A 19,995-nucleotide genomic window follows, 5' to 3' on the forward strand; every position below is an offset into this window, starting at 1 on the left:
AAAAAACGGAGGAGTTCAATTTGAATGAAGAAAAAGAGACTTGCCAGGTCACACAAGAAACAGCGGCAGGTAACATAGAAAAGCTTTCAATTCAGGAAAACGAGAGCATTTGGTCAAATATTGAACAGCTAACAATTGAACTCGGTGAACAAAAAGAATTCAACCACTTCATTTTAGATGAAAAACAAAAGGCCATCAGTACATTATCTGCCCTCATTACAAAAGGCGATTGTGATGAAGAATTAAAGACTCATTTTGAACAAGCATTACATATCGGACTTTCTGTCATAGAGATCATGGAGATTATTAAGCACTGTACAAAAGTTGCTGGATTCCCTCACTCCATTAATGCCCTGTTTATCTTTCAAAATTTATTAGACAATAACACCAAATAAATCAGTGAAAACGAGAAGTCATCTGTCCTCTCGTTTTTTATGTACACTCATATTACTCTCTTTCTTTTCCTCTGTCACATAAGCAAAATACGAAAATACCACACGTTTCCTGCTTAAAAATTGCTTTCCCTTCCATGAATTCCTCAATTTCACCATCATTTCAAGCGGCAAAATAAAAAAACGTCCAGTTATATCAAATAACTGAACGTACCCTTTATCGATTGACAGTGAAATTGTTAACAATTCCGCCATCCTTCTCCCAAGCGGCTTCCACTGTTTTCTTCTTGATATTGTATTCAAATATCGTTCTTACCTTTGCTTTTCGTCCGGTGTCATCCTTTAATTCCTTTGCGTTTTTAGCAACACCTAAGAAATAAACAGAAGATCCGTCCGTAGAAAATTGCGGCTGTGCGGCACTTAAAATATGCACATTCTTACTGTTCTTAACGAGTGTCGCCTGTTTTCCTGTTTCTACATCAAGCATTTTAATAGAGGATACTTCTTTTTCGTTTCGCACCTTCACTTCTGTATAAATCAATGTCTTATGATCTGGTGAAAATGAAATATCATTGATCGTTTGCGAGATACGTGTAATACGCTTCCCCTTCGCACCTGTTTGAAGGGTGATCTTCATGGTCGTTGGTTCAGGGTCTCTTCCCTTTTCATTCGCTTCATCGGTTTTCTTGTAATCTTCTTTTAAGGAATAATGCTGGATTGCCAGAAGGTTTGACGCCGGATCATAAGCAAAAGAACTCACCGTATCATCCTTGCTTTTTTCTGGATATAACACCTTCATTTTTTGTGTGTTCAAATCATAAGAAGCGACATAAAATTGTTCGCCAGAATCCTTATTATACCTGAGATATAACTGCTTCCCGTCCCCAGACAGCCTCATACTGTCGATGGAATCATCACTCGTAAACAGCGTTTTTTCTTCATCTGTTTTCACATTCAATTCTCGAATACTCACTTTTTGCGTGTCTTCATCCGTATACGTGTAATATAAAAGCTGTTTCGTAGAATCATAAGCAATCGAAGGATATGCTGTCAGTTTCTCCGTATGAAGCGCCCGGTCATGCAGGTAATACGTATTGTTTAACTGTTGATCTGTAAATGAAACGAGTAATTCGTCTTTTGCATCTTGATTTGTTTTCACTTTTCCTGCATGCTTTGCCTCTTGCCCCGGCTTCATCATGAAGAAAATGACTGCCGCAATCACTGCGACTCCGATGACCGTGATGATCCACCATGTTGATTTTTTCATTGCCTTTCAGACCCTCTCTACAAGAAAAGAAGCCAGAAAATGAACTTTTCCCGCTTCTCTGCATGCCTATGTATTAATAAGTGTAATGCCCTTTTACGACACCTTTACTTGTTTTATACCCTAGTGCTTTGAATGCTTTTGGACTGACGTCTAATACAGCGTTTGGCATTCTGCCTACATCATATTTATATACTGTAATCACTTTATGTGGTTTCGCTTTTGTTGTCACTCTAAGTTTTGTACCTTTTTTCGGTACGTCAAATCCCATTTTAGTTGCTGCATCCCAATGACCGAGTTTTTTTCCATCTGCGCCCTTTTTACCGACACCATTATACCAAGTAATATTGCCGCTTACTTTTTTTGCACTTGCTCCATGTGAGAAACTAAACGCCAAAAATAAACTAGCTACTGTTACGATTGTCGCGATAAGCTTTTTATTCATTAAAAAATCCTCCGTATTTGGTTTCTGCACTTATTATACATGAAGATGCCCCCAGTTATTTTACAGTCACATTACAATTCGGATACAAGTTGACCACTTTATGACCGATTTTGTTCACAAAAAATACCAAAATCGGCCAAAACAATGTAAGTAGCCCCTCTCTTTCATTTTATATAATAAAAGTGAATCGTATTTAAGGAGGAATTTTTATGAAAAAGTGGTTCATCGTTTTGAGTGTAAGTTTGGCCTTCGTTTTGATGCTATCAAGTATCCCTGCCTCAGCAGCTGGTCCCCGTCACGGTGCGATTGTGACACAAACGGATGAAGCCAAATGGTCAGGTATCTCTGCTGATATTGTGCTGCCGAAAACAGCCACTATTAAAAATGGCTATGCGGACTGGTACCTCGGTCTCGGCTCTGCCGTTGTAGAGAGCGGTATTTCAAAAACGTCTTCTGGCTATAAGGTCTTTCTTGGCAGCGGCTCACAAGGCGGCAGTCAATACTGGAACAGTGAGTACGATAAGAGCATTACGGATGGTGCACGTGTCAACTTAAAGCTCATCAACAATGGTGATGGCACAGTGTCACTATACGTCAATGGGAAATTGCGCTATAAGCAGCCTGTTTTCAACCCTAGTCGTCTGAAAAACCTCGATGTCGTCAAAATGGTTCACGGCGTCCAAGATAATGGAACAAACAGCTACTCACAAGCAAGTTTCTCGAATGTACAGCTTCGTGCGAATACTTCAGGAAGTGTCTATAAAAAATGGGATGGAACAATCAAATCATCGCTTTTACGTAAAAATTTAGAGTCTGGTGCTGCGGCTCCTAAATTCACCGTCATTTCTTCTGTTCCATTAAGTACAAGCCTTTCAGCACAATAAGAAAAAAGCGCCCTATTTTGGGTGCTTTTTATTGTTCACAGCTTATCAACACTTCTCTTTTAATCAAAACTAGGATTCGTGGTAACATAAACATACATACTTCGCAGAAAAAAGGAGAACGAACGTGAGAAAAAGTCTACTTGTTTTCATGAGCCTAGTTGCAAGTCTCTTCATACTAGCAGCTTGCTCGAATACGACAAACGAACAAAAAACAGAAACGAAGACACTTCCAACGATTAATGAACGCATTCAAAAAGAAACGAAAGAAGTCATGGAACAGTCTAAACTTATAAAAGACACGGATATCACTGTTGATCAAAAGAAAAAAGTCATTTCTTTAAATGTAACAGCTTCCTCTGATACCAATAGTGATTACGCTGAAGTCATCGGTTTAAACTTTGCCAAGACGCTGGCTATCGGGGCATCAACTGAAAAAGAAAACAATCTGCACAAACCAGAAAATGACAGCCTTGGCGCCCTCTATTCCTTTTACGACCTAAACATCACCGTAAAACAAGAAAACGGCAAAGTACTGGCAAAAGGAAAGAAAAAAACAAATGAAACAAAAATCACGTGGGAAAGAGCCCAATAATTTATGGTTTTTTACGATGAAAAAAGCTTGTAGAGGACTTCTCTACAAGCCTTTTTTCATGTTTATTCAGTCAAATCGTCTCTCATCGCATCGACTAGTGTGTGAATATCTGAGTGAGTCCTTGATGCTATTCGTACCAACAAATCATCTATACACTCATACAAATGATGTTCCCTCAAAATATACTCCTTATAAAATGGAATGACAAAGAAATAGAGCAAATCAGCCAATTCAAGTGCAACGTTATCGTCATCCTCATCTTCTAACGCCTGTCCAACACTTTCAATCAACCAAATCAAATCTGCTTTCTTTTCAATCGGGACATACATCAGTAAATGAATATCATCCGTATCCTTCGTTTGTAAAATCCGCTCAGCCGCTTCCTTTGACAGCGCCCCAATTTCTGTAGAAGATATATTCACAACAGCTAATTCATCCTCTGATCTCACTCGATTCATTTGCAGCAAGTTTTGGTCCATCTCGACTCACTCCCCATTCTCAGATACTTTTATTATAAGGAATTGATCTGATTTTTTATGGAAATAGTGAATTTTTTTATGTAATTTTAAAGAAAATGTGACATTATAAGCCAAGATATCTCATTTCTCTCAAAACAAAAAAAGCACTCTTGATCATAAGAGTGCTTTTCTCATACATCCTTTACTCTCTTTTTCATCGCATCAGCCATTTCCAGGTCACCCTCTGCTTCCAACTTTTCAATGATGTGAGCATAATCCCTTTCATGGCGATTTTGGCTTAGTTTAAAAGCAGCCTGAACTTCATCAATGATGATTTTAAAGCCCACAATCCCTTTCATTTGTTTCTCTAACAGTTCATCAGACAATGTATCCCATAAAACAGGCTGTTCTCTGTGGCTTTCGTATGTTTCCAGCATCGTGGTTAATTCTTTTACCAGTTCCCCTTTTTCTAACAGCACAGCCTTTCCATATACATGGACTGCCTGATAATTCCATGTCGGTACGGCTTCTTTTTCATACCATGAAGAGGATATATAGGCATGCGGCCCTTGAAAGATGACGAGCACCTTCTCATTTTCTTCAAACGTTTTCCACTGTGGATTTCCAATCGCCATATGCCCTGTAATCACATACGAATCTTCAACTTGATGAAAACTCACTGGAATATGTGTCGCAATGGGTTTTTCATCCGTTGTGGTCACAACTGTTGCAAATGAATTTGATTGAATAAATGATTTGATTTTCTCCATATCTTTCATTTGAAAAAATGATGGAACATGCATGTTCTCTTCCCCCTTTTAGATCAGCTCAGTGTTTTGGTCATAATGAGATCCATTTGCTCTTCGTCCCCCATAAGGAATGCATGCACTCCTGTTTGAACAAACCCTAGCTTTTGATAAAATGCGATGGCCGCTTTGTTGTGCTCCCACACCCCAAGCCAAACATCACGTTTATGATATTTCTTCGCGATCTCAAAGGCTTGATTGATTAAATATCGGCCTAATCCTTGGTTTTGAAAGGACTGCTTAATATAAATTCTTTCAATCTCTAACGCTTCACTTCCCATCTCTTCTGACTGCGCATCATCCATATTGACCTTCAAATAACCAGCAACTTCGCCATTCACTTGAACAAAATAGAACTGTGAAGATGGATGATGTAATTCTTTTAACAGCTGTTTCGGATGAAAGGCTGTCTTTACGTAAGCATCGATATGTTCCGCTTTGTTTTGATTCTGAAAGGTTTCTATAAATGTGTCGATACCGACTTTTTGCAGCTCTTCTATATGCTGTTCATTACATGGAATAAAAGTGACGGTCATTGAAGTCATCACTCCTTATCATTTAGTAGCGTCTCTTATTTCCTTTTTTCACATAATCCCAATCTTTTTCGATATTTTTTCTCACCCTTAGAAGATACTCATATATCTGTTCTGCTTCCTCTTCAGAAAATCCATCCAGCGCTACTTGATTCGAATAATCATTTTCTCGTTTGATCATTGGATATACCGCTTCCCCTTTATCAGTGGGAAACAGCTTTTTGATTTTTTTATTCACTCGATCATCTTTCTTCTCAATAAAACCATGCAGTTCTAATTTTTTGATAGCACGAGCAGCTGTTGTTCGATCCACCTTGATCATTTCCGCCAGCTTTTCCTGAATGATGCCAGGCTCTTCACAGATACGCACAAGATACAAATACTGCCCCTTCGTTAAATCGTACTCTTTAAATTCAATATTACTTATAGAATCAAGCGCCCGAGCGATGACGCCAATCTCTCGCAAAATCTCTCTCATTTATCACGACTCCTTTTGTTGCATTTACAACATAAAACATAACAATATTATAGTTTATTTTTGTTGTAAACACAATAAAAAAACACCTTCATTGAGAAAGTGTTTTTTCATTTTCTTTATTTCGCTCGTTTCTTTAATAGTGGTAATCGTTACAAAAAATAACGATCTCTGATCATCGCGAACGAAGGTGGTTAGGCAATGGGAAAAAGAAGAAGAGAGCTCATAATATGCCACTACATTTTATCATATATATTCGTTGCTAGAAGATAATTTCCCTTTATGCAACCGCCTCTTTTTATAACATAATCTCTCCAGTTTTATTAGCCATTATTCGTAAGAGTCCACATAGATTAAAATTAGAATTTTTACCTTTAACAACCATCATTAAAATGATGAATATAATGGTTTAATTTAGGAACTATAAAAAGGTGACCAATCGTCAAGAAAGGAAGGTCGCTTAATGAATATTTTACAATTAGGGAGGATGACAATGGGAATTTTAAGTGGAAATCCAACGGATGAACCTATGCACTATGGTGAAGTGTTTGGTACATGGTCTTACTTGATGGTAGCTAAAGGTTTAGTTGCTGGTTATCAAACCCACTTAAACCATGCAGGTGACGAAGACTTACAAAAATTAATTGAAGAAGCTATTCAGGGTGGGCAACAAGAAATCAAAGAAATTGAAACTTTATTAAAAGAAAATGGAATCGGCTTACCTCCAACACCTCCTGAACGACCTAAAGCTTGTATAGACGATATTCCAGTAGGGGCACGTTTTCAAGATCCAGAAATAGCCGCTGGTCTTTCGGCGAACATTGCGGCAGGCTTAGTATCGTGTAGCACAATTATGGGGCAATCCATTCGAGAAGACATAGCTATGATGTTTGGACAGTTTCATGTTCAAAAGACAGCACTTGGAGCAAAAGCCCTTAGACTTAACAAAGAAAAAGGATGGTTAATTCCACCACCTCTTCATCATAGCAAAGCAGAAGATTGCTAATAATAAGATGATTAAACATTAAAGAGTAGACTTTTAGGGTTTACTCTTTTCTTGCTAAGCTTTATACTTTCTACAAATTGAAAACTCTCCGTCACTCTCTTTACAGCCATTATATTTTTCCATTCCCATCGATTGCCTCTGAGCCAACATCATCAGCACTAGAAGATCAATTCCTTTAATATACCTAAAAATATCTTCCTCAGATTTAAAAGCTCCTATTACTATAGGTTGTTTAAACATTGATAGCAACTAACCAGTGGTTTAAAAACTTCGAGAGTAGCCTTTCTCTTTTATAGGAATATCTATACTCATATGACTGTTAATATGGAAGAAAAGGCCTCCCAACAGTTTTGCAAACTGATGAAAGGCCTTCTTCTATAGTTAACTTATTTGTCACAGGTTGCCTTGTTTTTAATAACACAAGGACAAATACGACGACAAGAAAAGCATATTATTATTTCAGACGTTGATATAACAAGGTTTTGAAACCCTGATTACATCATGCCGCCCATACCGCCCATGCCGCCCATATCCGGCATTCCGCCGCCTGAGCCGCCTTCTTCTGGTTTGTCAGCAACGACTGCTTCAGTTGTTAGAAGCATTGCTGCAACAGAAGCTGCGTTTTGAAGTGCAGAGCGAGTTACTTTTGTTGGGTCAACGATTCCTTTTTCGATCATGTTTACCCATTCGTTTGTTGCTGCGTTGAAGCCTACGCCAATTTCTTCGTTTTTCAAGCGCTCAACGATGACTGATCCTTCAAGACCTGCGTTGTGAGCGATTTGACGGATTGGCTCTTCAAGAGAACGTAGAACGATGTTTACACCTGTTTGAACGTCACCATCTGCTTCGATTGAAGCGACTTTTTTGTATACATTCACAAGTGCTGTACCACCACCGGATACGATACCTTCTTCAACTGCTGCACGAGTTGAGTTCAGTGCATCCTCGATGCGTAGTTTGCGCTCTTTTAGTTCTGTTTCAGTTGCAGCCCCAACTTTGATGACAGCGACGCCGCCAGCTAGTTTTGCAAGACGTTCTTGTAATTTTTCTTTATCGAATTCAGAAGTTGTTTCTTCTACTTGCGCACGGATTTGGTTGACGCGTGCTGCGATTTGAGCAGAATCTCCTGAGCCTTCTACGATGGTTGTGTTTTCTTTTGTCACAACAACTTTAGACGCGCGACCAAGCTGACCGATTTCAGTTGATTTCAGGTCAAGTCCTAGGTCTTCTGTGATTAACTCTCCGCCAGTTAGAACAGAGATGTCTTCAAGCATTGCTTTACGACGGTCACCGAATCCAGGTGCTTTGACTGCCACTGCGTTGAATGTACCACGAAGTTTGTTCACAACAAGAGTTGCAAGTGCTTCGCCTTCTACATCTTCAGCAATGATCAATAATGGTTTTCCTTGTTGTACAACTTGCTCAAGTACAGGAAGGATTTCTTGAATGTTCGTGATCTTTTTATCAGTGATTAAGATGTAAGGATTTTCAAGAACCGCTTCCATCTTATCAGAATCAGTCACCATGTATGGTGAAGCATATCCGCGGTCAAACTGCATTCCTTCAACCACTTCAAGCTCAGTTGTGAACCCTTTAGATTCTTCGATTGTGATAACGCCGTCGTTACCTACACGCTCCATTGCTTCAGCGATTAGGCTGCCTACTTCTTCATCTGCTGCAGAAATAGACGCAACTTGAGCAATTGATTCTTTGCCTTCGATTGGTTTAGAAATCTCTTGCAAGCCTTCAAGTGCTACTTTCACTGCTTCTTCGATCCCTTTACGAACGCCAACAGGGTTTGCACCAGCTGTTACGTTTTTAAGACCTTCACGGATCATTGCTTGAGCTAAAACTGTTGCAGTAGTTGTACCGTCACCAGCTACGTCATTTGTTTTGCTTGCAACTTCAGCCACAAGTTTTGCACCCATGTTTTCAAATGCATCTTCTAATTCGATTTCTTTTGCAATCGTTACACCATCATTTGTGATAAGTGGAGAACCGAATTTTTTCTCAAGAACCACGTTACGTCCTTTAGGTCCTAAAGTTACTTTTACAGCATCTGCAAGTGCATCTACACCACGTAACATCGCGCGACGTGCTTCTTCACTGAACTTAATATCTTTTGCCATAATAACGAAACCTCCTCAGTCTTTTTAGAAATATATCTCAATGTTTTTTTATGTGATTAACCAATAACAGCTAAAATGTCGCTCTCACGAAGGATTAAATATTCTTTGCCTTCATATTTCACTTCAGTGCCTGCATATTTTGAGAAGATAATGCGGTCGCCTGTGTTTACTTCTAACGCAACGCGCTCACCACTTTCAAGTACACGACCTGAACCTGCTGCAACAATTTTACCTTCTTGCGGTTTTTCTTTTGCAGAATCCGGTAACACAATACCGCTAGCGGTTTTTTCCTCAGATTCAACGAGTTCAATGATTACGCGATCGCCTAATGGCTTTAACATAAGAAACAACCTCCTCAATTTTTATATGTAGTCTTTTTTTAGCACTCATCACCAGTGAGTGCTAACACATTTATTATAATAAAGAATGTCTTCTGTAATTTCAAGTAAAAACCTTTAAAAATTTTTACGCTTTCATGATCTTTTTTCAACTCAGATTCTTTCCTTTTCATCGAAAAAGAAGACTTGTGTTACAATAAATCTAGTTCTTTTAGTAAAGGGGTTTTCGTTACTTGAAAAAACAATATTGGTACATCATCTTAACGTATATATTGGTGCAGGTTTCTGCGATTCCTTATGTGTTCATCATGAAATGGTTAGGATTCATTCAGACACCGATGACACAAACAGAGCTCTCTAAATTGTCAGGAACATGGACAATCATCAGCTTCTGTATCGGATTAATCATTATTCTGCTCATTCTTCGGACTGTGCCAAAAGCTTCACTTCGAAATGAAGCACCGGTTTCAGTCGGGGTAGCTATCGCCTGGATCATTGGCGGTTTCTTTCTTTCCCTCTTTGCACAATCGATTGCAGGAGCGATTGAACAATATGCATTTGGCATTGGCCGTGAATCCGAAAATACTCAAGCCATCTTATCCATTATGGATGCAGTTCCATGGCTTGTAATTGTCATCGCCCTGATTGGACCGATATTAGAGGAAATCATTTTCCGAAAAATCATTTTTGGTGTGATTTATGAAAAAACGAACTTCTTTATTGGAGCGCTTGTCAGTTCAGTGGTATTCGCAGCTGTACACAATGATTTTGCTCATATCTTACTTTATACTGCGATGGGCTTTACCTTTGCCTTTTTATATGCGAAAACAAAACGAATCATTGTTCCAATCGGAGCTCATATGCTGATGAACTCGCTCGTCATTCTTGTGCAGATTGAGCCAGTAAGAAAAATGATTGAAGAACAATCTCAAACAATGCAAATGATTATTGGAGGCTTTTTCTCATGAGAAACCCTGTCGTATGGGGCGTCATTTATTTTGCCGTAGGTGTTGCTTTCACCTATATGGCCATTCAAAATCCAGGTGACATGTGGTCATTTTACAGCATTTTGCTGATGGTGTTTGCGGCCTATAATATCAATATCGCGTTTAAAATGTTTGCCTTCTCTGTCAAACTCAAAAAACAGCAGCAAAAATAAATCAAAAACCATTTTCTAATCTCTGGAAAATGGTTTTTTTATGGAGGACAAGTTTTCATGGAACAAGAAAAACTGAACATCTTAAATGAGCAGCATGAAGCGATTGGAGTTGCACCCCGTTCAGATGTCCACGCCCAAGGCCTTTGGCATGAAACCTTTCATTTCTGGCTTCTCAAAAAGGAACATGACACCGTGTATCTCTATTTTCAGCTAAGAAGCCCCGCAAAAAAAGATTTTCCTGCTCTGTTTGATATCACAGCAGCAGGCCACCTTCTTGCAAATGAACTGCCTTCTGACGGTGTGAGAGAGGTAGAAGAAGAGCTTGGTCTTTCTATGCCTTTTGAGAACCTGACCTTTGCAGGTGTTATACAGGATGAAATCCATCTACCCGAATTCATTGATCGTGAATTTTGCCATGTATATCTTTACGTCCATCAAGAAGAGCAGATGAACGTTCAATTACAAAAAGAAGAAGTCGCTGGACTTTACAGAGCAAAGCTAATGGATGCACAGCAGCTTTTCATGAGAAAATGTGAAAATATTCATCTGGAGGGCTTTGAAGTGGATGAAGCCGAAGAACAACGTGAGGAAAACAGAGTAGTCTGTGTACAAGATTTTGTCCCGCATGAGCCTGCCTATTATAAACATCTATTTCAAGCGATCAATCAATTCCTTTCACAATAGAAAAAGCATCGTGACCCTTATTTGGATCACGATGCTTTTTTATGAGACATCATAATTTTCTTTCTCCTCTGTCTCTGTTTGCTGCATTTTGCGATAGGTCACTCTCGAAATGACAATACTCACTTCGTACAAAACGAGCATCGGCAAGGTAACCATGAGGTGAGAAACGATCTCTGGCGGTGTAATCAGTGCGGCAATGACAAGGAGGACAAAATAGGCATACTTCCGTATTTTTGATAAAAACATCGGTGTGATGATGCCAAGTCTTGTGAGAAACATCAACACAACGGGCATCTGAAACAAAAAGCCAAATGGAAGTGTTAACTGCATCAGAAATGTAAAATACTCATGAATCCCAATCACTTGCTCTACATTTAAATCATTCGACATCCGCATCAGAAAATCGACGACAAAGGGAAACAAAATAAAATAAGAGAAAGCCACACCGCTCAAAAATAAAAGCAGTGCAATCGGAATGTAAGCAAGTGTCACCTTTCTTTCTTTATCATATAAGCCAGGACTCACAAATGCCCATAGCTGATATAAAATCACGGGACACGTCAAAACCAAAGCAATGACAAATGCGAACTGCATAAACACGTACAGAGGATCTGTGAGCTTAAACGCGTTCAGCGTCAGTGTCGCCGCTTCATCCGTATTTTGTAAATACACAATGACCGGCTTAGCGAGAAAAAAACCTGCCACCATAAAGGCAACAAAAAACATCGCAATGATCACTAAACGTTTTCGCAGTTCCACAATATGCTCCATAAGCGGCATATCTTTGACATTCATGAAGCTCATCCTATTCTACTGATCTTCTTTTTTCTTATTTTCTTCCTGATCATCAGCTAAACCTTTTGTGGCATTTTTAAATTCACGTAATGTATCTCCTGCTGCTCTTCCTAATTGAGGAAGCTTTTTCGGCCCAAAAATAATGAGCGCAACAATCGCAATCAGAACCAAACTTCCAGGACCAATCGGACCCATTTGCTCCACCCCCTTTACCCCTTTTCGTCAATCCTCCTGTGTAACAGAGTAATGCTTTAAGAAATACACAAGAGACTGAAGTTCAACCGCCAAATCTATATGATGAATTCGAATGTGTTCCGGCACATTCAATCGAGCCGGCGTAAAGTTAAGGATTCCTTTGATGCCAAGGGCAATCAAACGATCTGTAATGGATTGAGCTGCTACGGCAGGTACTGTCAAAATGGCAACAGGAATATCTCCTACCTCTTGAACATGCTCTTCAAGCTTATCCAAATCATAGACAGGCACGCCGCCTATCTCACTTCCTATTTTACTCTCATTGACGTCAAAAGCCATTGAAATTTTTGTATTATTATTTTTGATGAAATTATAGTGTAAAAAAGCAGTCCCTAAATTCCCGACACCGATGAGCATGACATTGGTCATTTCATCTTGGTCAAGTGTCTTTCTGAAGAAGGTCAAGAGGTAATCGACATTATAGCCATACCCTTTCTTCCCAAGTGCACCAAAGTACGAAAAATCTCGGCGAATGGTGGCAGAATCCACTTTGACTGCATCACTAAGCTCTGCCGATGACACCCTTTGTTTTCCTGATGCATGCAGATTTTTTAAAAAACGGTAATATAGCGGCAAACGTTTGGCTGTCGCTTGTGGAATTTTTGACTGATCTATATTCATATAAGGTCCTCCAACTTAAATATCAGATGCTCTGTGAAAATCACCGTTTTTCCCGCCTGTCTTTTCAATTAAATAGGTAGGACCGATGATCATGCCTTTATCAATCGCTTTGCACATGTCGTAAACGGTCAGTGCACATACTGAAGCAGAAGTGAGCGCTTCCATCTCCACACCCGTACTTCCTTTTGTTTTCACCTGTACTTGTATGTTCAGAATGTACGCATTTCCGTCTTCCTCCCAATCAAAGGAGATATCCACGCCTTTTAGTGCAAGCGGATGACACATTGGAATGATGGTAGATGTTTGCTTTGCTGCCATGATGCCAGCAACCTGTGCAACAGACAGCACATCCCCTTTTCCAATTTCACGTTGTTGTATTTTATGAAACACTTCTTTTATCATACGAACGCTTGAAGCAGCAACGGCGGTTCTCACTGTAGACGATTTGTCACTAATGTCGACCATCTTTGCTCTTCCCTGTTCGTTAAAGTGGCTAAATTGACTCATCTTTCAACGCTCCCTCACTCAAATGATACACTATTTTTTCCTATCTGTCTTTCATTTGAATATGGCGATTGTATGTAACATTTGCCGGTTTACTGCTGATAAGCTACACTTAACATATTATAGCAGAGGTGAAGTTACATGATGATTCTACAAGTGAATCAGCTGTCCAAATCGTTTGGTGCTGATACCGTTTTAACGAATATAAAATTAGAAGTCAAAGCAAGGGATCGGATTGCCATTGTAGGTCGTAACGGCGCAGGCAAATCCACGCTTTTGAAAATCATTGCCGGTCAATTGTCTTACGAGCAAGGTGAGATCATCAAACCGAAAGACCTATCGATCGGCTATTTAGCACAGCATACCGATGTGACATCTACACGTACGTTAAAAGACGAATTATTATCGGTTTTTGATCATTTAAAAGGGATAGAACAAGAGATGAGAATCATTGAGGAGAAAATGGCTTCCTCCACAGGTTCTGAGCTGGATTCCCTCATGAAAACCTATGACAGACTGCAGCAGGAATTTAAAGATCAAGGCGGCTATCAATACGAAGCAGATGTCCGCTCCATTCTTCATGGGCTGGGCTTTAGTCACTTTGAAGATGAGACAACCGTTCAATCCTTAAGCGGCGGCCAGAAAACCCGTCTAGCGCTTGGAAAGCTCTTATTAATGAAACCAGAACTCTTAATTCTGGACGAGCCGACCAACCATTTAGATATTGATACCTTATCATGGCTGGAGCAATATTTGCAAAATTATACAGGCGCCATTCTGATCGTGTCCCATGACCGCTACTTCTTAGACAAAGTGGTGAACCATGTGTATGAAGTCTCAAGAACTGCCATGAAAAAGTTCGCAGGCAACTATAGTAAGTATCTTGAACTGAAAGCTGAGCAGCTAGAGCGTGATATGAAGCTCTACGAAAAGCAACAAGGAGAAATCTCAAAGCTCCAAGACTTCGTAGATCGCAACCTGGCAAGAGCCTCAACCACAAAGCGCGCTCAGAGCAGACGCAAGCAGCTGGAACGGATGGATCGTTTAGATAAGCCATTAGGTGATGAAAAATCCGCAAACTTTCATTTTGATATTACGAGACAAAGCGGCAATGATGTGCTGAAGGTACATGATCTCGACATTCGTTATGATGAAAAAACACCGCTCCTATCCTCCCTTTCTTTTCAGATCAAACGTGAGGATAGCGTGGCACTCATTGGTCCTAACGGGATCGGGAAATCAACCCTTTTAAAAACGTTAACGAACACATTAACGCCTGTAAAAGGCGACATCACCTTTGGATCTCATGTCACGATCGGCTACTATGACCAAGAACAAGCCAAACTGACATCCTCCAAAAAAGTGCTCAATGAGCTTTGGGATGACTATCCTCATATGAATGAAAAAGAAATTCGGACATGTTTAGGGAATTTCCTTTTTTCTGGTGATGACGTCTTAAAGCCCGTTCATGCATTAAGCGGTGGAGAAAAAGCCCGGCTTGCCCTAGCAAAGCTGATGCTCCAAAAAGCCAATTTCCTAATACTTGATGAGCCTACGAACCATTTGGACTTAGATAGTAAGGAAATTTTAGAGAATGCGCTGATCGATTATCCAGGAACCATCTTATTTGTTTCGCATGACCGTTATTTTATTAATCGACTAGCAACGAAAGTATTCGAGCTGTCGCGAGCGGAAACAAAAGAATACCTTGGTGACTATGACTACTACCTTGAAAAGAAAAATGAACAATTAGAGCTTGAGGCGTTTCAAGAAAATGAACCGCTTAAAAAACAAGCAGCAAAGCCAGTTGAAACAGCAAAGCTTTCTTATGCGGAAGAAAAAGAACTGAAAAAGAAAGAAAGACAAAAGCAGCGCAGAATCGAGGAAATTGAAAAGCGGATTGCTGTCATTGAAGAGAAACTTGGTGAAAATGAAGAGCTTCTATGTGATCCTGCTATTTTCCAAAATCATGAGAAGGTCCAAGACATTCAAACAGAAAATGATACGCTTAATCAAGAGCTTGAATCACTTTTCGCGGAGTGGGAAGAGCTATCCGAATCTTAAAGAGTGCCCAAATGGGTGCTCTTTTTTCTTTCAGTGAAAATTTATTATCCACATTAATATCCACAAAAACTTCTTTGTTATTCTTAAAAATTTTGAACTTATCCACTTTATTCACAGGTTTTTAACCACATATCCACACAAAATTTCTTTTTTATACACATTCTCTTCATTTTAAAACAAAATTTTCAAATAATTGTGGATATATAACGTTTACATGTGAATAAATCGCTTTCATTGAAAATGAAAAAAACCTGTGTATCCACAGGAGTTTTCATTCATATGAGACAAGCGGTAAGCCCGGCTGGCCATTCATCGCCATATCGCCTCTTATTCCCTTTTCAAACGCAATGGTTCCAGCAGCAGCGATCATGGCTGCATTGTCTGTGCAAAGAGATAACGGCGGAATAATGACCTTCACGTCAGGTAGCTTTGTGAATGCTGTCGTCAAAGCTTCTCTCAGTCCTTTATTGGCAGCGACTCCACCAGCTAGGACAACCTGCTTTACGCCATAGGCCTCAGCCGCTTTTAATGTTTTCCCAACAAGCACCTCAATGACGCTTGCTTGAAAACTTGCTGCCAAATTCTCTGGAGCAATTGTTTCTCCCTTTTGAGATGCATTGTGTAATGTGTTAATTACAGCTGATTTTAATCCACTAAAGCTAAAGTGATAGGAACCTTCTTCAAGCCATGCACGAGGAAGTTTAATCGTTGGCTCTCCTTCATGTGCTAACCGATCAATATGAGGTCCACCTGGATACGGGAGACCCATCGTCCGAGCCACTTTATCGTAGGCTTCTCCAGCCGCATCATCTAATGTTTCTCCGATGACCTCAAAAGATCCATGCTCCTTCATTAGCACAAGTTCAGTATGTCCACCAGAGACAACAAGAGCCAAACATGGAAACTGTAATTCATCTACAAGCTGGTTTGCATAAATATGCCCAGCAATATGATGTACACCAACAAGAGGAATCTGATGAGCAAAGCTTAGTGCCTTGGCTGCGTTGACACCGATCAGAAGGGCACCGACTAAGCCCGGTCCTTCTGTGACAGCAATGGCATCTAAATCCTGAAAGCTCATATTGGCCTGTGTCATCACTTCTTCCAATACGATGGTAACTTGTTCCACGTGATGTCTTGAAGCGATTTCTGGTACAACACCGCCAAATCGTTTATGACTTTCTATTTGCGAGGCCACAACATTCGCCACAATTTCTTTCCCATTTTTTACAATGGATGCAGCTGTTTCATCACAGCTTGTCTCTATACCTAATATGAATCGATCTGTTTGTTCACTCATTTATATTCACCCACATGACCAATGCATCTTCCCCATTATCCGTATAATAATTCTTTCGAATAGAAGCTGGTCTGAAACCAAGCTTTTCATAAAGGGATTGTGCAGGTGTATTCGAAACCCGCACCTCTAAAGAAAGATGATCTGTCTTTTTTTCTTTGCAAAATTCCATGACATATCGCAGCAATGCTTCCCCGTAGCCCTTTCCTCTATGCTCAGGGAGAATCGCAATGTTCGTAATTTGTGCATCGTCCATGACGATCCAGACCCCGCAATACCCAACAGGCTGTTTATCTTCTTCAATGAGGAAATAATGGCTGTACTGGTTATGGAGAATCTCATAGACAAATGATTCTTTTTTCCAAGGTGCAGTAAATGAATGCACTTCAATCGTATACACCTCTGGAATGTCCGCTACCGTCATTTTTCGAATCTCTGTTATGTTGAGATTATTTTTGTCCTTCAAGCCATTTCACTTCCGCTTCTGCCAAACGAATATAGTTAGGAACAAGCTGATGAACATCTTCAGCAGGACGATCTGTCCCTAAAAACGCAAGCATTGAAGGTCTTGGGTTTTGAAAAGCTCCCTCTGCTATCACAGCAGTTTCTCCTAAAATGGAGCGAATGCTCTCTTCATGAAGATGCACATCCTGCCCAAGAAATAGGACAGGCTTTCCTGTCTGCTTCAGCTCATGAAGCCAATCCGTGAGCAAGATATTTTGGTCTGGTTTGATCTCTTTAATTTTTCCTTCTTCAAACGTATATAGCCCAGTATAAACTTGTCCTCTTCTCGCATCAAATAGTGGCGAGATCCATCCATCAAAGTATTGACCATTTGCCGCAAGTGTTTCTAAACTTGAAACAGCCGATATCGGGATAGACAGCGTCCACGCGAGTGTTTTTGCAATGGTCACACCAATTCGGACACCAGTGTAGGAACCAGGTCCTTTCGCTACAACGATTTTACTTAGTTCACTTGGCGCTACACCACATTCTTTCATTAATGCCTCAACAGTCGGCATCGCTCGGACGGAATGGTTCTTTTTTAAATACGTGATGCTCTCACCAATCACTGTGGAACCTTTTACAAGGGCAATTCCTAGTGTATGGTTAGACGTATCAATTGCCAGTATGGTCAAATTCTTTCATCTCCTTACAAAGGGTCTTATAGCGTTCCCCTTTTGCACTAAACGTGAGATGACGTTCTTCTTCACGTTCTGTTCTCAGCATTTCTATTTTCAAATAGGTGGAAGGCAATTGAGGTCCAATGAGATGTGCCCACTCAACCAAGCATACACCTTCGCCCTCAAAATATTCTTCGAGCCCAATATCTTCTTCCGCATCTTCCATGCGGTACACGTCCATATGATAAAGTGGCAGTCTGCCATCGGTATATTCTTTAATAATCGTAAAGGTAGGGCTGTTGACGATACGGGTAATCCCTAAGCCTTCTGCAAAACCTTTTGAAAAAGTAGTTTTGCCTGCACCTAAATCCCCTTCTAATGTCAAAACATCGCCTGGCATCACAAGTTTGGCCAAAGCAGCGGCAATTCGTTTCGTCTCATCCGCACCTTTTGTCGTCCATGTTAATTTCACAGTTATGTCACCTCATTTCTTAAAATGATTATATCCTTTTTTCATTAACATTGTTTGCTGTTTATTGTCTTTTAATATAACGCTTGCTGATTGATCACCTTTGACTTGTCCAATGCGTTTGACTTGAATGTCTTCTTTTCTACATTGCATTTCAAAGCTTTCCCAATCAGCCTCTGGAATCGTACCAGTTAATACAAAGTCTTCCCCGCCAAATAACACCCATTCCAGCCAGTCTTTACGCAGCACTGGTAAATCTGGATGTGTGGGGAGCTTGTTTGCTTCTATCTCTATCGTCACATGACTCGCTTCGGCTATCTCATTCAGCTCACTCGCTAATCCATCACTCACATCATTCAAGGTGACCCGTGGGAAGCTTGAGCAAATATGTCCAGCAGCAATGTGAGGCTGAGGCTTTTTATGACGATCAAGAAAAAAGGCTTTGTCGACTGCCTTGGTAGGGGTTACTTCGTTCATTAAAAGTGATAAGCCAGCAGCTGATGAACCAAGCTCACCTGTGACAAAGACGACGTCTCCTGTCTGAGCACTGTGACGATAACAAGCTGTTCCCTTGGGAACCTCGCCAATGACCGTCACTGTAATGACAAAGTCACTGCGAGTGGCGACTGTATCTCCACCAATTAAATCCATATGATAGGTGTCAGCCAATGCTTTCATTCCCTCGTAAAGAGCTGAGACGATCGTCTCATCACCATGAGGGGGGATCGCAATCGATACAAGATAATACTTTGGGGTTCCTCCCATTGCGGCGATATCACTGACATTGACCGCTAGTGCTTTAAAGCCAATCTCAAAAGGTGTGGAAAAATCAAAGCGAAAATGAACATACTCCACCATTGTATCAACACAAACGACCTCTTCACAATGTGAATGAGGTTGATAAACACTTGCATCATCACCGATGCCCATAACCAAAGAACGCTGATGTGTTTCTTTTGGTGTAATTCGGCGAATAAGATCAAATTCATCCATAAAAAGCAGCCCCTTCATGCAATCAATTGATTGAGTAGACACGATGTCAGACATAATTAGTATTAGTGTAAGCCAATATGAGTTTCAATTCCAATTAAAAATGATATAAAGAAAGCCTGGTATGAAAAAACCAGGCTGGGTTGAAGTGATCTATCTTTTTCTTTTCACATAACGTGTAGCCAAACACAAACCAATTCATTGCATCTTGGATACGTACGAAAAGAAAAAGACATAAAAAAAAACGAAACTATACGTTTTCGTTTACAAGTCATAAAAATGGCGGTCCGGACGGGACTCGAACCCGCGACCTCCTGCGTGACAGGCAGGCATTCTAACCAACTGAACTACCGGACCATTTTGGTTGCGGGGGCAGGATTTGAACCTGCGACCTTCGGGTTATGAGCCCGACGAGCTACCGAACTGCTCCACCCCGCGATGATATAAATATGACAAGCTTGGCGGCGTCCTACTCTCACAGGGGGAGACCCCCAACTACCATCGGCGCTGAAGAGCTTAACTTCCGTGTTCGGTATGGGAACGGGTGTGACCTCTTCGCTATCGCCACCAAACCTGATGGAGAGAATGTTCTCTCAAAACTAGATAACAATGTTCAAGCTTCACATTAGAATATAGGTTAAGTCCTCGATCTATTAGTATCTGTCAGCTCCACGTGTCACCACGCTTCCACCTCAGACCTATCAACCTGAT

The 19,995-nt window shown here is 40.4% G+C and carries 26 protein-coding genes, 2 tRNA genes and 1 rRNA gene; 8 read left to right on the forward strand and 21 right to left on the reverse strand.

Going from position 1 to position 19,995, the window contains the following annotated elements:
• The first annotated feature begins 20 nt into the window (after positions 1-20).
• Entirely contained in the window at positions 21-395 is a 375-nt protein-coding gene (locus C6Y07_RS17750) for a carboxymuconolactone decarboxylase family protein (protein ID WP_034664837.1), read from the forward strand.
• Between the two features lie 18 nt (positions 396-413).
• Here the strand turns inward: C6Y07_RS17750 and C6Y07_RS17755 are convergent, their stop codons facing one another.
• From C6Y07_RS17755 to C6Y07_RS17765, 3 genes are all read right to left on the reverse strand, one after another.
• A complete protein-coding gene (locus C6Y07_RS17755; RefSeq protein ID WP_034664841.1) occupies positions 414-638 on the reverse strand; it encodes a hypothetical protein in 225 nt (74 codons plus the stop codon).
• Positions 610-1,659, reverse strand: a complete 1,050-nt coding sequence (locus C6Y07_RS17760; RefSeq protein WP_066031250.1) for a hypothetical protein — start codon at positions 1,657-1,659, stop codon at positions 610-612. The genes C6Y07_RS17755 and C6Y07_RS17760 overlap by 29 nt, the downstream gene beginning before the upstream one ends.
• Positions 1,660-1,732: 73 nt before the next feature.
• On the reverse strand, positions 1,733-2,101 hold the full coding sequence (locus C6Y07_RS17765; RefSeq protein ID WP_003213878.1) for an RlpA-like double-psi beta-barrel domain-containing protein: 369 nt from the start codon (positions 2,099-2,101) through the stop codon (positions 1,733-1,735).
• Positions 2,102-2,310: 209 nt separating this feature from the next.
• On the opposite strand from C6Y07_RS17765, the gene C6Y07_RS17770 reads away from it, so the two are divergent.
• Together C6Y07_RS17770 and C6Y07_RS17775 are read left to right on the forward strand one after the other, a co-directional pair.
• On the forward strand, positions 2,311-2,985 hold the full coding sequence (locus tag C6Y07_RS17770; protein ID WP_034664848.1) for a hypothetical protein: 675 nt from the start codon (positions 2,311-2,313) through the stop codon (positions 2,983-2,985).
• 124 nt (positions 2,986-3,109) lie between these two features.
• Positions 3,110-3,577, forward strand: coding sequence for a hypothetical protein (locus C6Y07_RS17775; RefSeq protein WP_066031251.1), 468 nt, complete (start codon positions 3,110-3,112; stop codon positions 3,575-3,577).
• Between the two features lie 62 nt (positions 3,578-3,639).
• On the opposite strand, the gene C6Y07_RS17780 is transcribed toward C6Y07_RS17775, so the two are convergent.
• The 4 genes from C6Y07_RS17780 to C6Y07_RS17795 form a co-directional block, all read right to left on the reverse strand.
• Positions 3,640-4,056 carry a hypothetical protein gene (locus C6Y07_RS17780; protein ID WP_106071919.1) on the reverse strand — a complete coding sequence of 139 codons (417 nt, stop codon included), beginning with the start codon at positions 4,054-4,056 and terminating at the stop codon, positions 3,640-3,642.
• 170 nt (positions 4,057-4,226) lie between these two features.
• Positions 4,227-4,838 (reverse strand): FMN-binding negative transcriptional regulator, encoded by a 612-nt coding sequence (locus C6Y07_RS17785; protein WP_060595654.1) that lies wholly within the window; start codon positions 4,836-4,838, stop codon positions 4,227-4,229.
• Between the two features lie 20 nt (positions 4,839-4,858).
• Positions 4,859-5,377: a spermidine/spermine N(1)-acetyltransferase gene (gene paiA, locus C6Y07_RS17790; RefSeq protein WP_060595653.1), complete on the reverse strand. Its 519-nt coding sequence runs from the start codon at positions 5,375-5,377 to the stop codon at positions 4,859-4,861.
• Between the two features lie 22 nt (positions 5,378-5,399).
• Positions 5,400-5,852 carry a MarR family winged helix-turn-helix transcriptional regulator gene (locus C6Y07_RS17795; RefSeq protein ID WP_034664870.1) on the reverse strand — a complete coding sequence of 151 codons (453 nt, stop codon included), beginning with the start codon at positions 5,850-5,852 and terminating at the stop codon, positions 5,400-5,402.
• A gap of 490 nt (positions 5,853-6,342) precedes the next feature.
• On the opposite strand from C6Y07_RS17795, the gene C6Y07_RS17800 reads away from it, so the two are divergent.
• A complete protein-coding gene (locus C6Y07_RS17800; RefSeq protein WP_060595652.1) occupies positions 6,343-6,855 on the forward strand; it encodes a DUF3231 family protein in 513 nt (170 codons plus the stop codon).
• Positions 6,856-7,349: 494 nt separating this feature from the next.
• On the opposite strand, the gene groL is transcribed toward C6Y07_RS17800, so the two are convergent.
• Positions 7,350-8,984 carry a chaperonin GroEL gene (gene groL / locus C6Y07_RS17810; RefSeq protein ID WP_106071922.1) on the reverse strand — a complete coding sequence of 545 codons (1,635 nt, stop codon included), beginning with the start codon at positions 8,982-8,984 and terminating at the stop codon, positions 7,350-7,352.
• A 56-nt stretch (positions 8,985-9,040) separates the two neighbouring features.
• A complete protein-coding gene (gene groES, locus C6Y07_RS17815) occupies positions 9,041-9,325 on the reverse strand; it encodes a co-chaperone GroES (RefSeq protein WP_003214120.1) in 285 nt (94 codons plus the stop codon).
• 230 nt (positions 9,326-9,555) lie between these two features.
• Here groES and C6Y07_RS17820 point away from each other — a divergent pair, with 230 nt between their 5' ends.
• From C6Y07_RS17820 to C6Y07_RS17830, 3 genes are read left to right on the forward strand one after another with little or no spacing between them, the layout of a single operon-like run.
• Positions 9,556-10,290 (forward strand): CPBP family intramembrane glutamic endopeptidase, encoded by a 735-nt coding sequence (locus tag C6Y07_RS17820; RefSeq protein ID WP_106071923.1) that lies wholly within the window; start codon positions 9,556-9,558, stop codon positions 10,288-10,290.
• The gene (locus C6Y07_RS17825; RefSeq protein WP_034664886.1) at positions 10,287-10,481 is read left to right on the forward strand and encodes a YdiK family protein; all 195 of its coding nucleotides are present in this window, start codon (positions 10,287-10,289) and stop codon (positions 10,479-10,481) included. Before C6Y07_RS17820 ends, C6Y07_RS17825 begins: the two co-directional genes overlap by 4 nt.
• A 57-nt stretch (positions 10,482-10,538) precedes the next feature.
• Positions 10,539-11,165 (forward strand): NUDIX hydrolase, encoded by a 627-nt coding sequence (locus C6Y07_RS17830; RefSeq protein ID WP_060595650.1) that lies wholly within the window; start codon positions 10,539-10,541, stop codon positions 11,163-11,165.
• A 39-nt stretch (positions 11,166-11,204) separates the two neighbouring features.
• On the opposite strand, the gene tatC is transcribed toward C6Y07_RS17830, so the two are convergent.
• From tatC to moaC, 4 genes are read right to left on the reverse strand one after another with little or no spacing between them, the layout of a single operon-like run.
• Positions 11,205-11,969 carry a twin-arginine translocase subunit TatC gene (gene tatC, locus C6Y07_RS17835; RefSeq protein WP_223250516.1) on the reverse strand — a complete coding sequence of 255 codons (765 nt, stop codon included), beginning with the start codon at positions 11,967-11,969 and terminating at the stop codon, positions 11,205-11,207.
• Positions 11,970-11,975: 6 nt separating this feature from the next.
• Positions 11,976-12,155: a twin-arginine translocase TatA/TatE family subunit gene (locus tag C6Y07_RS17840; protein ID WP_012009077.1), complete on the reverse strand. Its 180-nt coding sequence runs from the start codon at positions 12,153-12,155 to the stop codon at positions 11,976-11,978.
• Between the two features lie 27 nt (positions 12,156-12,182).
• Positions 12,183-12,836, reverse strand: a complete 654-nt coding sequence (locus C6Y07_RS17845; RefSeq protein ID WP_008355687.1) for a redox-sensing transcriptional repressor Rex — start codon at positions 12,834-12,836, stop codon at positions 12,183-12,185.
• Positions 12,837-12,851: 15 nt separating this feature from the next.
• Positions 12,852-13,343 carry a cyclic pyranopterin monophosphate synthase MoaC gene (gene moaC, locus C6Y07_RS17850; RefSeq protein ID WP_066031256.1) on the reverse strand — a complete coding sequence of 164 codons (492 nt, stop codon included), beginning with the start codon at positions 13,341-13,343 and terminating at the stop codon, positions 12,852-12,854.
• Between the two features lie 138 nt (positions 13,344-13,481).
• Between moaC and C6Y07_RS17855 the strand changes: the two genes are divergently transcribed.
• Positions 13,482-15,404, forward strand: a complete 1,923-nt coding sequence (locus C6Y07_RS17855) for an ABC-F family ATP-binding cassette domain-containing protein (protein WP_106071926.1) — start codon at positions 13,482-13,484, stop codon at positions 15,402-15,404.
• Positions 15,405-15,675: 271 nt separating this feature from the next.
• Here C6Y07_RS17855 and tsaD read toward each other — a convergent pair whose 3' ends face one another.
• The 8 genes from tsaD to rrf all read right to left on the reverse strand — a co-directional run bounded on the left by tsaD (position 15,676) and on the right by rrf (position 19,856).
• Positions 15,676-16,704, reverse strand: a complete 1,029-nt coding sequence (gene tsaD / locus C6Y07_RS17860) for a tRNA (adenosine(37)-N6)-threonylcarbamoyltransferase complex transferase subunit TsaD (protein WP_034664904.1) — start codon at positions 16,702-16,704, stop codon at positions 15,676-15,678.
• Complete coding sequence (gene rimI / locus C6Y07_RS17865; protein ID WP_024424460.1) at positions 16,697-17,125, reverse strand: ribosomal protein S18-alanine N-acetyltransferase; 429 nt, start codon at positions 17,123-17,125, stop codon at positions 16,697-16,699. Before rimI ends, tsaD begins: the two co-directional genes overlap by 8 nt.
• Positions 17,126-17,150: 25 nt before the next feature.
• Entirely contained in the window at positions 17,151-17,840 is a 690-nt protein-coding gene (tsaB, locus tag C6Y07_RS17870) for a tRNA (adenosine(37)-N6)-threonylcarbamoyltransferase complex dimerization subunit type 1 TsaB (protein WP_106071927.1), read from the reverse strand.
• Positions 17,821-18,297, reverse strand: coding sequence for a tRNA (adenosine(37)-N6)-threonylcarbamoyltransferase complex ATPase subunit type 1 TsaE (tsaE, locus tag C6Y07_RS17875; protein WP_106031432.1), 477 nt, complete (start codon positions 18,295-18,297; stop codon positions 17,821-17,823). The genes tsaB and tsaE overlap by 20 nt, the downstream gene beginning before the upstream one ends.
• 12 nt (positions 18,298-18,309) lie before the next feature.
• Positions 18,310-19,287, reverse strand: coding sequence for a thiamine-phosphate kinase (gene thiL, locus C6Y07_RS17880; RefSeq protein WP_060595644.1), 978 nt, complete (start codon positions 19,285-19,287; stop codon positions 18,310-18,312).
• Positions 19,288-19,564: 277 nt separating this feature from the next.
• Positions 19,565-19,641 (reverse strand) — tRNA-Asp (locus C6Y07_RS17885).
• A gap of 4 nt (positions 19,642-19,645) precedes the next feature.
• A tRNA-Met gene (locus C6Y07_RS17890) sits at positions 19,646-19,722 on the reverse strand.
• Between the two features lie 18 nt (positions 19,723-19,740).
• A 5S ribosomal RNA gene (gene rrf, locus C6Y07_RS17895) occupies positions 19,741-19,856 on the reverse strand.
• Between the last annotated feature and the right edge of the window lie 139 nt (positions 19,857-19,995).

It is taken from the genome of Bacillus sp. LNXM12-1 (genome assembly GCF_003004375.1).
Classification (GTDB): Bacteria; Bacillota; Bacilli; order Bacillales; family Bacillaceae; genus Bacillus.

What these genes read in the sequence shown, in the direction of transcription:
- C6Y07_RS17840 (WP_012009077.1), bottom strand. Translation starts at nt 12,155, where the DNA reads ATGGGTCCGATTGGTCCTGGAAGTTTGGTTCTGATTGCGATTGTTGCG.
- C6Y07_RS17845 (WP_008355687.1), bottom strand. Translation starts at nt 12,836, where the DNA reads ATGAATATAGATCAGTCAAAAATTCCACAAGCGACAGCCAAACGTTTG.
- C6Y07_RS17760 (WP_066031250.1), bottom strand. Translation starts at nt 1,659, where the DNA reads ATGAAAAAATCAACATGGTGGATCATCACGGTCATCGGAGTCGCAGTG.
- C6Y07_RS17770 (WP_034664848.1), top strand. Translation starts at nt 2,311, where the DNA reads ATGAAAAAGTGGTTCATCGTTTTGAGTGTAAGTTTGGCCTTCGTTTTG.
- C6Y07_RS17855 (WP_106071926.1), top strand. Translation starts at nt 13,482, where the DNA reads ATGATGATTCTACAAGTGAATCAGCTGTCCAAATCGTTTGGTGCTGAT.
- C6Y07_RS17800 (WP_060595652.1), top strand. Translation starts at nt 6,343, where the DNA reads ATGGGAATTTTAAGTGGAAATCCAACGGATGAACCTATGCACTATGGT.
- tatC (WP_223250516.1), bottom strand. Translation starts at nt 11,969, where the DNA reads ATGAGCTTCATGAATGTCAAAGATATGCCGCTTATGGAGCATATTGTG.
- C6Y07_RS17765 (WP_003213878.1), bottom strand. Translation starts at nt 2,101, where the DNA reads ATGAATAAAAAGCTTATCGCGACAATCGTAACAGTAGCTAGTTTATTT.
- groL (WP_106071922.1), bottom strand. Translation starts at nt 8,984, where the DNA reads ATGGCAAAAGATATTAAGTTCAGTGAAGAAGCACGTCGCGCGATGTTA.
- rimI (WP_024424460.1), bottom strand. Translation starts at nt 17,125, where the DNA reads ATGACGGTAGCGGACATTCCAGAGGTGTATACGATTGAAGTGCATTCA.
- groES (WP_003214120.1), bottom strand. Translation starts at nt 9,325, where the DNA reads ATGTTAAAGCCATTAGGCGATCGCGTAATCATTGAACTCGTTGAATCT.
- thiL (WP_060595644.1), bottom strand. Translation starts at nt 19,287, where the DNA reads ATGGATGAATTTGATCTTATTCGCCGAATTACACCAAAAGAAACACAT.
- C6Y07_RS17825 (WP_034664886.1), top strand. Translation starts at nt 10,287, where the DNA reads ATGAGAAACCCTGTCGTATGGGGCGTCATTTATTTTGCCGTAGGTGTT.
- C6Y07_RS17795 (WP_034664870.1), bottom strand. Translation starts at nt 5,852, where the DNA reads ATGAGAGAGATTTTGCGAGAGATTGGCGTCATCGCTCGGGCGCTTGAT.
- paiA (WP_060595653.1), bottom strand. Translation starts at nt 5,377, where the DNA reads ATGACCGTCACTTTTATTCCATGTAATGAACAGCATATAGAAGAGCTG.
- C6Y07_RS17780 (WP_106071919.1), bottom strand. Translation starts at nt 4,056, where the DNA reads ATGGACCAAAACTTGCTGCAAATGAATCGAGTGAGATCAGAGGATGAA.
- C6Y07_RS17785 (WP_060595654.1), bottom strand. Translation starts at nt 4,838, where the DNA reads ATGCATGTTCCATCATTTTTTCAAATGAAAGATATGGAGAAAATCAAA.
- tsaD (WP_034664904.1), bottom strand. Translation starts at nt 16,704, where the DNA reads ATGAGTGAACAAACAGATCGATTCATATTAGGTATAGAGACAAGCTGT.
- moaC (WP_066031256.1), bottom strand. Translation starts at nt 13,343, where the DNA reads ATGAGTCAATTTAGCCACTTTAACGAACAGGGAAGAGCAAAGATGGTC.
- C6Y07_RS17830 (WP_060595650.1), top strand. Translation starts at nt 10,539, where the DNA reads ATGGAACAAGAAAAACTGAACATCTTAAATGAGCAGCATGAAGCGATT.